Source organism: Flintibacter sp. SJQ-8 (assembly GCF_054108085.1).
The window spans coordinates 1-14,219 of the sequence record NZ_JBPJWR010000007.1 but is presented as its reverse complement, the minus strand read 5'-3'; the positions used below and the strand labels follow the sequence as shown (position 1 = coordinate 14,219).

The window sequence follows — 14,219 nt, the reverse complement described above, 5'->3', positions numbered from 1 at the left end:
GTTTTCCCTATAGACATTTTAATTACTTTGTGATATGATTTTAAAAATCAGATTAAGGCGTGACTATTTCTCTCCCATCCGGCCATGCTAACACAAAACTACTTTTTTATCAGGAGGTCATTCCCATGTACTATTCCAGCGGAAATTACGAGGCGTTCGCCCGCCCCAAAAAGCCTGAGGGGGTGGACCAAAAGTCCGCCTATCTGGTGGGCAGCGGCCTGGCCGCCCTGGCCGCCGCCTGTTATCTGGTGCGGGACGGCCAGATGAAGGGCGAGAACGTCCACATTCTGGAGAGGGGCGACCTGCCCGGCGGGGCCTGCGACGGCTATAAGTTCGAGAACCTGGGCTACGTCATGCGGGGCGGCCGGGAGATGGACAACCACTTCGAGGTGATGTGGGATCTGTTCCGCTCCATCCCCTCCATCGAGACCGAGGGCGTCAGCGTGCTGGACGAGTATTACTGGCTGAACAAGGCCGACCCCAACTACTCCCTGTGCCGGGCCACGGTGGACCGGGGCCAGGACGCCCACACCGACGGCAAGTTCGGCCTGTCTGACAAGGGCGCCAAAGAGATCTTAAAGCTGTTCTTCACCCCCAACGAGGACCTGCAGAACAAGCGCATCACCGACATCTTTGACGACGAGGTCTTTAAAAGCAACTTCTGGCTGTGTTGGCGGACCATGTTCGCCTTTGAAAACTGGCACAGCGCTCTGGAGATGAAGCTCTATCTCCAGCGGTATATCCACCACATCGGTGGTCTGCCCGACTTTAAGGCCCTGCGCTTTACCCGGTATAACCAGTATGAGTCTATGATCCTGCCCATGGTGAAATACCTGGAGGGCTTCGGCGTCCAGTTCCACTATGGCGTTCAGGTGACCAACGTGCAGTTCGACTGCAACAAGACCCGCAAGCTGGCCACCCGCATCGACGTGCTGCGGGATGGCAAGCCCGACGCCATCGCCCTGACAGAGAACGACCTGGTGTTCATCACCCACGGCGGCTGCGTGGAGAACTCCGCCACCGGCAGCCAGGACAAGCCCGCCCCCTTCAATACCGAGCTGCGCCCCGGCGGCGGCTGGGACCTGTGGAAGAAGATTGCCGCCCAGGACCCCTCCTTCGGCCACCCGGAGAAGTTCTGCTCCACCCCCGATCAGACCAACTGGATGAGCGCCACTGTGGAGACGCTGGATGACCGCATCATCCCCTATATCAAAAAGATCTGCAAGCGGGACCCCTTTACAGGCGGCGTGGTCACCGGCGGCATCGTCACGGTGAAGGACTCCTCCTGGCTGCTCAGCTGGACCATCAACCGCCAGCCCCAGTTCCGGGACCAGCCCAAGGGCCACTGCCTGGTGTGGCTGTACTCCCTGTTCACCGACAAGCCCGGCGACTTTGTGAAAAAGCCCATGCGGGACTGCACCGGCAAGGAGATCTGCATGGAGTGGCTCTATCACCTGGGCGTCCCCGCCGACCAGATCGAGGACATGGCCGCCCACAGCGCCAACACCGTGCCCGTGATGATGCCCTATATCGACGCCTTCTTCATGCCCCGGGCCTACGGCGACCGGCCCGCCGTGGTCCCCCAGGGGGCGGTGAATTTCGCCTTTTTGGGTCAGTTTGCCGAGACCGCCCGGGACACCATCTTCACCACGGAGTATTCCATGCGCACGGGCATGGAGGCGGTGTATACCCTGCTGAACGTGGACCGGGGCGTGCCCGAGGTGTGGGGCAGCGTGTTCGACCTGCGCTGCCTGCTGGACGCCACCGTAAAGCTCCGGGACGGCAAAAAGGCCACCGACATGGACCTGGGCTGGATGGAGCGCATGGCCCTGAAAATGGCCCTGGGCAAGATCCAGGGGACCGATCTGGAGAAGCTGCTGAAGGCTTATGAGGTGATCTGAGCGGCGCATCGTTCGGGCGGATGGGGACATCCGCCCCTACGAAACGCCGACGAAATACGGGTAGGGGCGGACCTCTGTGTCCGCCCGCAGCCCTCTCCGCCCCCTGCGGGGGCACCTCCCCCAAAAACTCAACCGGACTGGCCGTTCCCCTAATTAACGGCCAGCCCGGTTTTTTTATTCCAACGTGATCTTTCCGTGCTCTTTTTCATACTCCGCGATGCATTTCAGCATCAGCTGGATGATCTGGGCGTTGGCCGAGCGGCCTTTGAACCCGCAGACATAGCGGAACTTTGCCAGAATGTCTCCATCCACCCGCAGCCCGAAGTGCTTTTCATTGATCTTGTTCATCCTTTTTGCCTCCGTATAACGCTATTATGGACTTATAATAGCGTTAAGCCTTGCAAAATTTTGAAAATGGAGTTATGATAGAGTTATAATAACTCTGGAAATTTTGCGGTTTGAAATGTAACCGGCGTTTGTCCGGGAGAACAAGACAAAAAAAGAGGACGCAGGCATGAACGAACTGAAAGGTCTGAGCTATGAGGAGCTGCTGTGCTTTATGCGCAGCGCCCCGGCCAGCATTTTCTTGAAAGATACCCAATGCAAATATCGCTTTGTCTCCAACCTGTGCGGTCTGGCCCACGGCAGCCCGGAGGGCGGCCTTTTGGGCAGGACCGATCTGGAGGTCCAGTCTGACCCCGCCCTGGGCCGGGAGTATTATGAGGAGGACCTGCACGTCCTGGCCACGGGCCAGGGCAGCCAGCGGGTCAGCCGCCTCTCCCTCCCCACCGGCCCGGTCTATCTGGAGATCAAAAAGAACCCGGTGGTGCTCCACGGGGCGGTTATCGGCATCATCGGGGTCATCAACGACATCACCCAGCAGGTGACCCAGGAGCGGGAGCTGAAGGAACTGTCCTTCCGGGACAAGCTCACCGGCCTTTATAACCGGAACTATCTGGAGACCCGTATCCGCCGCTATGTCCGCTCCGGCGACTTCCCCGCCAGTTTAATTATGGCCGACTGCAACTATCTGAAACGGGTGAACGACACCTTGGGTCACGAATATGGCGACCTGATGCTCCAACGGGTGGCCCGGTGTATCCAGGACAGCATTCCCGCAGGCTCTGTGGCCATGCGGGTGGGCGGGGACGAGTTTCTCATTCTCTGCCCCGAAGTGCTCCGCCGACCAGGCCGCCGGGCTGATCGCCCGCATCCGCCGGCGTTTGGAGGAGCGCAGCGACGGCATCCTCACCCTGGACGTGGCCCTCGGCAGCTACACCGCCCAGGACGACAGCCTGACCTTTGACCAGGTGTTCCACCGGGCGGACCGGGCCATGTACGAAAACAAAAAAGCGCTGCACCGCACACAGGTGCAATGAACCGCAAAACAGCCGCCCGGCCGGGCGGCTGTTTTTGCGCGTTGGGGAACGGATTGCCACATCTTCACTTCATATATTTCTCCCGGAATTCCTCCGCCGGGATGGCCTTGGAGAACCAGAAGCCCTGGGCGCTGTCGCAGCCCACGGTGCGCATGATGTCCACCTGTTCCCGGGTCTCAATGCCCTCGCAGATGACCTGATAGCCCAGGCTCTTCACCATGTTCACCACCTGCTGCAGAAAATAGATGCCCCGCTGGTTCTCCGCGCAGCGGGCGATAAAGCCCCGGTCCAGCTTTATGGTGTTGATGGGGATGTCCACCACGGAGTTGAGCACGGAATAACCCGCGCCGAAGTCGTCCAGGGAGGTCTGCATCTTCTTCTCCTGGAAGCAGGCGAAGAGCTTTTTCACGCAATCGAACTCGGACACGGCGGCGGTCTCGGTAAGCTCGATCTCCAGCAGCTCGGCACTGACCTGATGGCGCTGGAGGATATTCTCGCAGCGCCGGGCGTTCTCCGGGTCCTTGGCCAGCGCCACCGAGGCATTCACCGCAATGGGGAACAGCCTCAGGCCGTCCTGAATGCCGCGCTTTAAAAACTCCGCCACCTGCTCGAACATATAGAGGTCCAGGTCCACGATGCGGCCCGTGGTCTCCAGAATGGGGATGAACTGGTCGGGATAGAGCACCGTGCCGTCCTCCCGCTCCCACCGGACCAGGGCCTCCGCCCCGATGACGGAAAAGTCCTTCAATGAGAACTTGGGCTGGAGATACAGCTTGAACTCCCCCCGCTCCATGGCCCGGTTCAGACCGTTGGTCAGCTCGTTGGCCAGGGTCTGCCGCTCCCCCATCTGCCGGTCATACCGCAGGACGGAGACCCGGCTGTCGGGCCGGAGCTGCTTGCGGGCGAAGTTGGCCTTGTCGATGGCGGCGGAGGCGCTGAGACAGTCCGGCTCGATCTCGTAGATGCCGCTGCGCAGGCGCAGGCTGGCCTCCGGGTATTTCTCCGCCTGCTGCCGCTCGAACACCCGGTTCATCCGCTCTACAAAGACCGTGCTGTCCTCCGGCTTGCGATAGGGCAGATAGACGGCGAACTGGTCCCCGGCCACCCGGGTCATGTACACGTCCCCTACGGCCCGCACGCCGGCCACCAGATAGTTGCTGAACTCCTTCAGCAACTGGTCGCCCACGGCGTAGCCATATTTCTCGTTGAAGTATTTAAAGTTTTCAAAGTCGCTGTACACGATGATGTGGCCGTCGGCATAGCCGCCCACGATCTTGTGCTCGATCTCCTCCCGAAAGCGGCCAAAGCTCAACAGGCCGGTGAGCCGGTCAAAGTCCGGGGCGGCCATCATGCCCCGGTTGATGGCGTTGGCGGCCAGGTGCTTGGTGAGATAGGCGTTGATGATCTTGGTGATCTCCCCCAGCTCTCTGCGGCTCTGCTTGGTCCAAAAGCGCTTGCTGCCGCACACCACATAGGAGATGGCCCCCAGATACTCGCCCTCGCTGTACATGGCGGCATAGACCACCGTCTTCGCGCCCCCCTGCATCAGCAGGGCGGCCCCGTCGGGGGAATACATGTCCATGTTGTCATACTGCAAAACGGTGGTGCCATACTCGTCATAGCTCTGGAACAGGGTGAGGAAGTCCTCCTTGGTAAAGCCTCTCCCCTGCTCCAGCACCTCCGGTGCCCGGGGAGAGGTCCACTGGAACTGCCGGGTGGTCCGGTGCTCCTTGATATCCGTGTTGATGACGGTGATGCGGTCCAGCTGGAGCCGGATGCCCACGATCTTTAAAAACAGGGGGATGGCCGCTTCGAAGCTGTTCATCTTTTCAAACAGCTCGAAAGCGGTGGAGATGAGGTCGTTGTGGAGGTATCGGGCGTCGATGTCCTCAGTTCTGACCTCTTTGCTCTCCCCCTTCTCTTTCTTTTCTTTCTCCCGTTCTCTCTCCGTCTCGGCATAGCGGTGGAGGTTGTCACAGAAGGCATATTGGTTGCGCCCGTTCTCCTTGGCCTGATACAGGGCCCAGTCGGCGTTTTCGAACAGCTGCTCATAGGAATAGCCCGATACGTTTTCCGGCAAAAAGCAGACCCCGATGCTGCATGTCATGCAGTAGTCGTTCTCCTCGAACACCAGCTTCCGCACCGCCTCAGACAGCTGCCTGGCCTTTTTCAGCACCACGGAGTGTCCGGCATCCTTCATAAAGACCAAAAACTCGTCTCCGCCGATGCGGGCCAGCACGTCCCCCCGCTTGAACAGGGTGTCCAGCAGGCGGGCGAACTCCTGCAAGACCTTGTCCCCGAACAGGTGGCCGTAGCGGTCATTCACGTTTTTGAAAAAGTCCACGTCGATGACCAGCAGACCGCAGGAGGCATAGGGGTCCTTCTCCCCCAGATACCGGTCAATGAGGGTCTTGGCCATCCGGCGGTTATACAGCTGGGTCAGCGGGTCGTGCTGGGCCTGCTGGCGCAGGCTGCGCTCCTTCTCCTTTTCCGGGGTCACGTCCTTGGCGTATCCGGCGAACACGCCCCCCTGTTGGGCGTCTTCCACAGGCAGGGCGTCCACCTCCAGATAGATGAGCTTGCCGTCCTTCTTCTCCCGCAGCTCCAACGGCCCGTGCATCTGGCCGGTGAGCAGCTCCCTCAGCTGCCACCGGTCCTCGGACAAGACATAGCCGTGCCCGGCCGCCAGATACTGGTCGATGGTCCGCTGAACGTTCAGTTCCTGGTCATAGACCACCATGGTGTCGGTGCTTGCAAAATATTCAAACAGATAGACCCGGCGGTGCCGCAGCAGCTCGGTCACGGCCCGGTTGTCTCTGATACTGGCCACAAAACGGGATGCTCCCATGTGTTTGCCTCCATTTTCTCTCTTCTCGTTTTTCCAAGTATAGCAGACTTTTCACCCTTTTACAATTCTTCCAATACAAAATTTGTCAAAACCTTTACAGGGTCTTTACAAGTTGACTTTTTCCGGCCCCGCTGATATGATTTTTCCGGCGAAATTCGCCCATTTTCCCCGGGAGGTGACCTCTTTGATCCGACGATTTCAACGGCTGACCCTGGAGCGCCAGCTGTTTGTCAGCTTTTTCTCCCTGTGCGCCGCCCTGCTGCTGCTGTTTACCGGCACGACCTTATGGCTGGACATCTCCCGCCAGCGCCAGGCATTGGACCGCACCATCTCCAACACCGCCGCCTATGTGGCCTCCCTCCGCCCGGTGGCCGACATGCTGGAGCAGGGCTATCCCGACCCCCAGCTCCGCCAGGAGCTGGACGCCATGAGCCGGACCATGTCTGACCTGGACGTGATCCTGGTGTGCGACGCTACCGGGATGCGCTTTTACCACACCAGCCGCCAGTCCGGCGGCGAGACGGAGCTCACCGGGGACGAGACCGCCCTGCTCCAGGACCGGGACAGCTATATCGCCACCGGCTACAGCACCCGGGGGGAGCAGCGCCGGGCCTTTCACGCCGTGTATGACGACCAGGGGGCGCTGGTGGGCTTTGTGATGGTCTCGGTCTTCACCTCTGACATTCTGCGGGGCAGTCTGCGCCTGACGGTCTACAGTCTGGTGCTGCTGTGCGTCATGCTGGCGGTGGCCCTGGCCCTGTCCCACGGCATCGTGGCTCTGCTGAAAAACAGCCTGCGGGGCCACCACCCCGCCGAGCTACTGGACCTGTATCTCCGCCAGGCCGACGTGCTCAACGCCATTGAAGACGGCGTGGTGGCCACCGACCCGGCGGGCGCCATCGTCTTCTGCAACCGGGCCGCCCAGAGCCTGCTCCAGACGGAGAACGACCCGGCGGGCCGCCCCCTGCCCCAGCTCTTCCCCGACTCCCGCTGCCGGGAGACGGCCCGGGCAGACGCGGGCAGCTATAACCGCTCCTGCACCCTGGGCAACCGCCAGGTGCTGACCACCGAGCTGCCCATCCGGGAGGAGGGCGGCGGCGTGCTCACCGTCTTCCACGACAAGACGGAGATGCTCCGCCTGTCGGACAAGCTGTCCGGCACCCAAAACACCCTGGACACCCTGCGGGCCTTTAATCACGAGTTCATGAACAAGCTCCACGTGATCCTGGGCTATCTCCAGTCGGGGCAAATCGACCAGGCCAAGCATCTCATCATAAACAGCAGCCTGGTCTCCAGCCAGGCCATCCGGGAGACGGCGGACTGCATCCGGGTGTCCTCCATCTGCGCCCTGGTCATCGGAAAGATGATGCACGCGGCGGAATACGGCATCTGTCTCACCGTCACGCCGGACAGCCGGTGCCGCCCGGAGGACCTGCTGCTCACCGAGACGGAGTGTACCTCCATCGTGGGCAATCTGCTGGAGAACGCCATCGAGGAGCTTGCCCGCACCAGCCCCAAGGTGCGGGAGATCCGCCTGGGGTTCTACACCCGCTCCGACTGCAACATCATCACCTGTGAGGACACGGGGGACGGGGTGCCCGAGGACATCCGGGCCCGCATTTTCGAGCGGGGCTTCTCCTCCAAGGGCCCGGGCCGGGGTCTGGGCCTTGCCATGATCCGGGACATCACCCAGCGCCGCGGGGGGACCATCGACCTGGACACCGAACCCCACACCGGCACCTGCTTCACCCTGACGTTTACGAAAGAGAGGTCCTGACCGTGCCCTATCATGTGCTGATCATCGAGGACGCGACTCTATGGTGGCCGCCATTGACCGGCAATATGTGGAGTCTGACCGCCGGTTCCAGGTGGACCGGGTCTTTAAAAATGGGCTGCCCGCCCTGGACTACTTGGCGGAGCACCGGGCCGACCTGGTCATTCTGGACTACTACACCCCCCAGATGAACGGCCAGGAGTTTCTGGACCGGCTGCTGGCCCTGCCGGGCCCCGTCCCCGCCGTCATCGCCGTCACCTCGGCCAACGACCCGGACATCGTTCAGGCCCTGCTCCAGCGGGGGGTGCTGGACTATCTCATCAAGCCCTTTGTCCTGCCCCGGTTCCGCCAGGCCATGGACCGCTTTCTCCAGCGGCAGAGCCTGCTGACCCAGCACTCCGCCGGGGTGGACCAGCAGACCATTGACCGGCTCATTCAGCTGCCCGAGCCCCCGCCTCCGGCCGAAGAGCTGAGCAAGGGGCTGAACCTGTCCACCCTGTCCATGATCCGGGAGTTCCTCTCCGCTCACCCCGGAGAGGCCTTCACCAGCGAGCAGATCGCCGCCCAGGTCCATCTGTCCCGCATCACCGTGCGCCGCTATGTCAGCCACATGGTGGAGACCCACGAGCTGGAGAGCTCCATCGACTACCGCACCGGCGGACGGCCCTCTATCCAATATCGATACGTGGGAACATAACAAACAAAACCCGGATATTTCTGCATGAGATATTCGGGTTTTATTCATGTCCTCCCCCGCTTGCGGGCTTCTTTCCGTCTGTTCGCTTATTTTTTTGCAGAATTTTGTTTTCCATCTGTATTTTTGATTTTTCTCCTTCATATACTTTACTTACTTATGTGCTTCTTTAAGTACAAAAATTGACTTTACCATCGTCTTTTTTATATATTGTGTCCAGAAAGAGCAAGGTCCCCGGAGAAGGGCCCTGCAGTAGGAGGAAACGCATATGGAAAACATTTTAAGCTACTTCGGCACCTATACGCCGGCAGCGGATGGTGCCATCGCCGGGTTTCAGTTTGAATATCTGACCAGCCTGGGCTTTGCCGCCATCGTCATCTTCCTGGGGCGGTTCATCATCGACCACTCCACCCCCCTGCGAAAGTTCGCCATCCCCGCCCCCGTGGTCTCCGGCCTGCTGTTCTCGATCCTGGTGGCCGCCATCAAGGGCTCCGGCATCATCGCCCTGTCTTTTAACGTTGGCACCATCAAGGACCTGTGCCAGAATATCTTCTTCATGTGCGTGGGCTATGGCTTCAGCGCCAAGCTGCTGAAAAACGCCGGCGGCAAACTGTGCGTGAAGATCGCCCTGGCCGCCTGTCTGCTCATCACCATGCAGGACGTGCTGGGCGTTGTGGTGGCCAAGTTCATCGGGATGCACCCCCTGCTGGGCCTGCAGTGCTCCTCCTCCGCCATGTCCGGCGGCGTGGGCACCGCCTCCGCCTTCGGCCCCATCTTCGTCAAGCTGGGTGCCCCGGAAAACGCCACCGAGGTGGGCGTGGCCGCCGGCACCATGGGCAACATCATAGGCTCCCTCATCGGCGGACCTGTGGCCGCTTTCCTCATCACCCGTCACCACCTGAAGGCCGACCCCAACGACAAGCCCGACTCCGCCAAGACTGGTGCGGCCAATCCCCTGGTCAGCAGCCGCATGGTCTCCTGCTTCGGCCTGGTGCTGCTCATCTGCGCCCTGGGTATGCCCATCTACTGCCTGCTGGACAACATCCCCAAGATCGAGATGCCCAAGTTCATCGGCTGCCTGTTCGCCGGCAGCATCGTCCGCAACATTCTGGAGGCCGCCCACGTGGAGACCTATGTCCCCGAGATGGACGCCCTCGAGCACATGTTCCTGGAACTCTATCTGGCCCTGGTGCTGATGACGGTGGACATCACCGCCCTGTCCAGCGTGGCCGGTCAGATGGGCGTCATTCTGGTGGCCCAGGCCGTCCTCATCGTCCTGTTTGCCATCTTCATCTCCTTCCCCGCCTTTGGCCACGACTATGGCGCGGCGGTCATGGCCGCCGGTAACTGCGGCTGGGGCTGCGGCTCCGGGCCCAACGCGGTGGCCAATGAGAAGGCCGTGATGGACCAGTACGGCTGGCACAACGTGGCCTGGGTGCTGTATCCCTCCTTCGCTGTCATCATCGATGACATCTATAACCCCATTTTCCTTTCCCTCTTCGGCAGCTTCTTCGCCGGTTGATCTCCAGCGAAAAGCAGCGCGGCCCGGAGCATCCCGCTCCGGGCCTTTTGCCGTCTTAGCGGCCTCCCTCTTGCGGAGGGGCGTTTTTCTGTGGTATAATGCCCGGGAATGGCGGCGGACCCGCCGCCCCTCTATTCCGCTTGAAAAAAGGAGCCCGCCATGAAATTTCGGAATACCGCCCCCCTCGCCCTTCTCCTCTCTCTGGCTCTGGTCCTGCCCGGCTGCGCCGCGCCCAAGGCGGAGCCGACCCTGCTAACCATCGGCACGGCGGACCGGGGCGGGACCATGGCCCCCGCGGGCAGCGCCATCGCCGCCGTGCTGTCTGACGGTGAGGAGAGAAAGATCAGCGTCAGCGTGTCCAGCGGCTCCACGATGAACGTGCAGAGTCTGGCCGCCGGGGACATCGACCTGGGACTGGTGTCCGGCGACGTGGCCTATGCCGCCTATGTGGGCGCGGAGGAGTTCGACGGCCAGCCCCAGCCCCTGCGGGCGGTGGCGGCGGTATACTCCAGCGTCTCCTGCTGGATCGCCCCGGCGGCGGGGGCGACGGAATATGTCCACGACCTGGGCGGCCTGCGCCTGGGGGTCGGCCCCCAGGACTCCACCACCGAGCTGTCCGCCCGGGCGGCGGTAGATATTCTGGATTTGGAGACCCAGGGCGCCCAGCTGGTGAATTGCAGTCTGGAGGAGGGCGCCCGTCAGGTCGCCGACGGCACTCTGGACGCCCTCCATGCCTTTGCCGGGGTGCCCGCCCGCAGTCTGACCTGGCTGGCCCAGCAGGAGCCGTGCCGCCTGCTGCGCTTCACCGACGAGGAGCTGGACCGCATCCTGGCCGAAAACCAGTCCTATTACGCCGCCTGTATCCCCGCCGGGACCTATTCCGGCCAGACGGAGGACCTGAACACCTTCGGGGCCAAGTGTCTGCTGTGCGTCCGGGCCGACGCGCCGGACGAGCTGGTCTATCAGCTGACCCAGGCCCTGTATCACGGGGCGGAGGAGCTGGCCCAGTCCACCCCCGCCCTGGCGGAGATGGCCCGGCCGGAATTTCTGTATGAGGACCTGCCCATCCCCCTCCACCAGGGGGCCGCCGACTTCTACCGGGCGGAGGGCCTGATCGAAAGCTGACGGAAAACGCCGGATCCTCCCATGGGCGGGAGGGTCCGGCGTTTCTTCATGATTGACAAGGTTTCCATGAAATGTTATTTTAAATGTAACATGTATCCTGATGTGGGGGTGTTTCCATGAAAAAGGGCCTGCTGGCCGCCGCCCTGGCTGCGATCTTGACTCTATCGACCCTGACCGCCTGTGGGGGAACCGGAACCGACGGCTCCGGGCAGGAGGACCTGCCCCGGCTGGTCATCGCCAGCGACAACTATGAGCCATACAGCTATGTGGGCCCCAACGGCAATTTGATTGGCGTGGACGTGGACCTGGCTACCGAGGCCTGCCGCCGTCTGGGCTACGCCCCGGAGTTCCGCCAGATCGTGTGGGAAAACAAGGACGTCTATCTGTCCATCGGCCAGGTGGACTGCCTGTGGGGCAGCTTTACCATGACCGGACGGGAGGACCTGTATCAGTGGGCCGGGCCCTATCTCTACAGCCGCCAGGTGGTGGCGGTGCGGACGGACAGCGGTATCCAGACCTTGGCCGACCTGGCGGGCCGCCGGGTGGCGGTGCAGGCCACGGGCAAGCCGGAGAGCATCTTCCTCACCTCTGACGCCCCCGGCATCGCTCAGGTGGAGGCGGTGTACTCCTTCTCCACCATGGACGAGGTATATGCCTGTCTGCGCAAGGGCTATGCCGACGCCATCGCCGGGCACGAAAACGCCCTGGGGCTGTTCCTCGCCTCCTCCCCCGGCTCCTATCGGATGCTGGACGAGACCCTGGACATGTCCCAGCTTGGGGTGGCCTTTCAAAAGGACACCCATCAGGAACTGGCCCAGGCCCTCACCCAGACCCTGGCGGAGATGGAGGCCGACGGGACCACCCGGGCCATTTTAGAGCGCTATGGCCTGGACGCTGACCGGGCCCTGGGGGTGACACCATGAGCACCATGAAAAAACACCTAGACGCCGCGTGCAGCTTTTTGGCCTCTAAGCTCTTCTGGCTGTCCCTGCTGGCCGGACTGGTCCTGGTCCTGCTGGGCTACAGCGCCCACACCGCCCTGGACAAGGCCGACGTGCGCCGGGTGGCCCAGCAGACCCTGTCCTCCGTGTCTGGCCGCCTGCAGCGGTATGAGAACTACATGGCCAACGAAAAGTCCAAAAGCCTGATTCGACTGTTGGACAAGGCCAACGAGCTCAGCCGCTGTCTGGCCCAGGAAACAGCGGACCGGAGCGGATTTTTGGCCGACTATGTCCACCAGCAGCGCCTCACCGGCGTGATCCTGCTGGACGGCCAGGTCCATATGGAGACCCGCTTTCCAGAGGCCCCCATTCCCCTCTCCGGCCTGGACCAGACCAACGTCCGCGCCCAGGTGGAATCGGTGGTCCAGCATCCCAAAAAGACCTATCTCACCCGCCTGACCACCTCCGGCGGGACCTTCGACTTTGCCGCCGTGGCCCGACAGGATGGCCCCGGCGCGGTGGTCGCCTATGTGCGTAAGGAGACCGCCGAATTCAGCGAGGACGACATCTCTCTGGACACCATGTTCCTGGGCGACAACTATAACCTGGACGGCGTGGTGGTGGTGTCTGACGGTACCGCGATCCTGGCCTCCAACAAGAGCGCGCTGCAGGGGACTTATTCCGCAGAATTTCTGGACCGCTTCCACCAACAGCTGGCGCCGGACCGCTCGGGGCTCATCCACCTGTCCTATCAAGGAAAGGACTGGTACGGCGCCCGCACCAGCAGCGGGAGCTATCGTCTATACGCCTTCTTCCCCGCCTCGGCGGTCTTCGCCACCCGCACCGGCGCCCTGGGGTATACCCTGGCGGCCTATATCCTGCTGCTGACCGTGTTTACTGTCCTGCGCCACCGCTCCTCCCGGGCAACGCTCCGCCAGCTGGAAAAGCAATATCGGATCATCAGCGCCGTGAGCAGCATCTACTCCTCCTGCTTTCTGTTCTCCTTGGATGGGCAGTCGGTAGAGGTCATCCGGGCCCAGGAGGACATGCGCCCCCAGCTGGATCAGCTTACCCGGCCCCAACAGGTGGTCGACCTGCTGGTTCAAAAACATGTCACCCCCGCCTATCGTCAGAGTTTTCTGGCCTTCACCGATCTGTCCAGCGTGGAGCGCCGCCTGACGGGGGCCTCCTCCCTCTCCTGCCCCTTTGAGGACCTGTCCGGCCGGTGGATGTCGGCGGTGCTGATCCCCCAGGAATACGACGATGGCGGCGGCATCCAGTCGGTGCTGCTGCTGCTGCGGGACATGACGGCCGAGAAGCGCCGGGAGCTGGACTATCAGGAGCAGCTGCGTCAGGCGGCCCAGCAGGCCGAGCGGGCCAACCTGGCCAAGACCGACTTTCTCCGCCGCATGAGCCACGACGTGCGCACCCCCATCAACGGCATCCGGGGCATGGTGGCCATCAGCCGGCACTACGCTGGGGACGAGGCCAAGCAGGAGGAGTGCCGGGAGAATATCCTCTCCGCCTCCGGCTTCCTGCTGGACCTGGTCAACGATGTGCTGGATATGAACAAGCTGGAGTCCGGCTCCATCCAGCTGGAGGAGCGCCCCTTCTCCCTGAGCGAGGTGATAGACAGCGTCCTGTCCATTGTCCAGGTCCGGGCGGGCGAGCGGGGCGTGGTCCTCCACCGTGAGGTCATGGATGTGGTCCACGACAGGCTCATCGGCAGCCCCCTCCATCTGCGTCAGATCCTGCTGAACATCTCCAGCAACGCGGTGAAGTATAACCACCCCGGCGGCTCCGTGGCCATCTCCTGCCGGGAGCTGCCCCCCGCTGACCCGGCGGTCCGGGGGCCGGTGACCTTCACCTTCACCTGCGCCGACACCGGTGTGGGCATGAGCCAGGAGTTCCAGACCCGGGCCTTCGAGCCCTTCGCCCAGGAGGACACCACCGTCCACTCCACCTACAGCGGCACCGGCTTAGGCCTGCCCATCGCCAAGGAGCTGGTGGAGCACATCGGCGGCTCCATCTCCTT

The 14,219-nt window shown here is 62.1% G+C and carries 10 protein-coding genes and 1 pseudogene; 9 read left to right on the top strand and 2 right to left on the bottom strand.

The annotated features are described in order from the left end of the window. Positions 1-125: 125 nt before the first annotated feature. Positions 126-1,901, top strand: coding sequence for an oleate hydratase (locus ACSAMP_RS04210; protein WP_457799627.1), 1,776 nt, complete (start codon positions 126-128; stop codon positions 1,899-1,901). A 174-nt stretch (positions 1,902-2,075) separates the two neighbouring features. On the opposite strand, the gene ACSAMP_RS04205 is transcribed toward ACSAMP_RS04210, so the two are convergent. Further along, positions 2,076-2,249 (bottom strand): hypothetical protein, encoded by a 174-nt coding sequence (locus ACSAMP_RS04205; protein WP_186878496.1) that lies wholly within the window; start codon positions 2,247-2,249, stop codon positions 2,076-2,078. Positions 2,250-2,415: 166 nt separating this feature from the next. Here ACSAMP_RS04205 and ACSAMP_RS04200 point away from each other — a divergent pair. Both ACSAMP_RS04200 and ACSAMP_RS04195 read left to right on the top strand, forming a co-directional pair. Beyond that, a pseudogene (locus ACSAMP_RS04200) lies at positions 2,416-3,069 on the top strand (diguanylate cyclase); the annotation flags it as partial. Between the two features lie 55 nt (positions 3,070-3,124). Continuing rightward, positions 3,125-3,280: a hypothetical protein gene (locus ACSAMP_RS04195; RefSeq protein ID WP_457799626.1), complete on the top strand. Its 156-nt coding sequence runs from the start codon at positions 3,125-3,127 to the stop codon at positions 3,278-3,280. Between the two features lie 64 nt (positions 3,281-3,344). Here ACSAMP_RS04195 and ACSAMP_RS04190 read toward each other — a convergent pair whose 3' ends face one another. Further along, the gene (locus tag ACSAMP_RS04190; protein ID WP_457799625.1) at positions 3,345-6,110 is read right to left on the bottom strand and encodes a bifunctional diguanylate cyclase/phosphodiesterase; all 2,766 of its coding nucleotides are present in this window, start codon (positions 6,108-6,110) and stop codon (positions 3,345-3,347) included. A 202-nt stretch (positions 6,111-6,312) separates the two neighbouring features. Here ACSAMP_RS04190 and ACSAMP_RS04185 point away from each other — a divergent pair, with 202 nt between their 5' ends. The 6 genes from ACSAMP_RS04185 to ACSAMP_RS04160 all read left to right on the top strand — a co-directional run. Beyond that, positions 6,313-7,905: an ATP-binding protein gene (locus ACSAMP_RS04185; protein ID WP_457799624.1), complete on the top strand. Its 1,593-nt coding sequence runs from the start codon at positions 6,313-6,315 to the stop codon at positions 7,903-7,905. Between the two features lie 40 nt (positions 7,906-7,945). Beyond that, positions 7,946-8,599, top strand: coding sequence for a response regulator (locus tag ACSAMP_RS04180; protein ID WP_457799623.1), 654 nt, complete (start codon positions 7,946-7,948; stop codon positions 8,597-8,599). A 265-nt stretch (positions 8,600-8,864) separates the two neighbouring features. Beyond that, complete coding sequence (locus ACSAMP_RS04175) at positions 8,865-10,118, top strand: sodium/glutamate symporter (RefSeq protein WP_457799622.1); 1,254 nt, start codon at positions 8,865-8,867, stop codon at positions 10,116-10,118. Positions 10,119-10,277: 159 nt separating this feature from the next. Continuing rightward, positions 10,278-11,243, top strand: coding sequence for a TAXI family TRAP transporter solute-binding subunit (locus tag ACSAMP_RS04170; protein ID WP_457799621.1), 966 nt, complete (start codon positions 10,278-10,280; stop codon positions 11,241-11,243). A gap of 116 nt (positions 11,244-11,359) precedes the next feature. Further along, the gene (locus ACSAMP_RS04165) at positions 11,360-12,166 is read left to right on the top strand and encodes a substrate-binding periplasmic protein (protein WP_457799620.1); all 807 of its coding nucleotides are present in this window, start codon (positions 11,360-11,362) and stop codon (positions 12,164-12,166) included. After that, positions 12,163-14,219 (top strand): PAS domain-containing sensor histidine kinase (locus ACSAMP_RS04160; protein ID WP_457799619.1); only part of this gene is annotated, 2,057 nt, incomplete at its 3' end. The genes ACSAMP_RS04165 and ACSAMP_RS04160, both read left to right, overlap by 4 nt.

What these genes read in the sequence shown, in the direction of transcription:
- ACSAMP_RS04210 (WP_457799627.1), top strand. Translation starts at nt 126, where the DNA reads ATGTACTATTCCAGCGGAAATTACGAGGCGTTCGCCCGCCCCAAAAAG.
- ACSAMP_RS04205 (WP_186878496.1), bottom strand. Translation starts at nt 2,249, where the DNA reads ATGAACAAGATCAATGAAAAGCACTTCGGGCTGCGGGTGGATGGAGAC.
- ACSAMP_RS04180 (WP_457799623.1), top strand. Translation starts at nt 7,946, where the DNA reads ATGGTGGCCGCCATTGACCGGCAATATGTGGAGTCTGACCGCCGGTTC.
- ACSAMP_RS04175 (WP_457799622.1), top strand. Translation starts at nt 8,865, where the DNA reads ATGGAAAACATTTTAAGCTACTTCGGCACCTATACGCCGGCAGCGGAT.
- ACSAMP_RS04170 (WP_457799621.1), top strand. Translation starts at nt 10,278, where the DNA reads ATGAAATTTCGGAATACCGCCCCCCTCGCCCTTCTCCTCTCTCTGGCT.
- ACSAMP_RS04165 (WP_457799620.1), top strand. Translation starts at nt 11,360, where the DNA reads ATGAAAAAGGGCCTGCTGGCCGCCGCCCTGGCTGCGATCTTGACTCTA.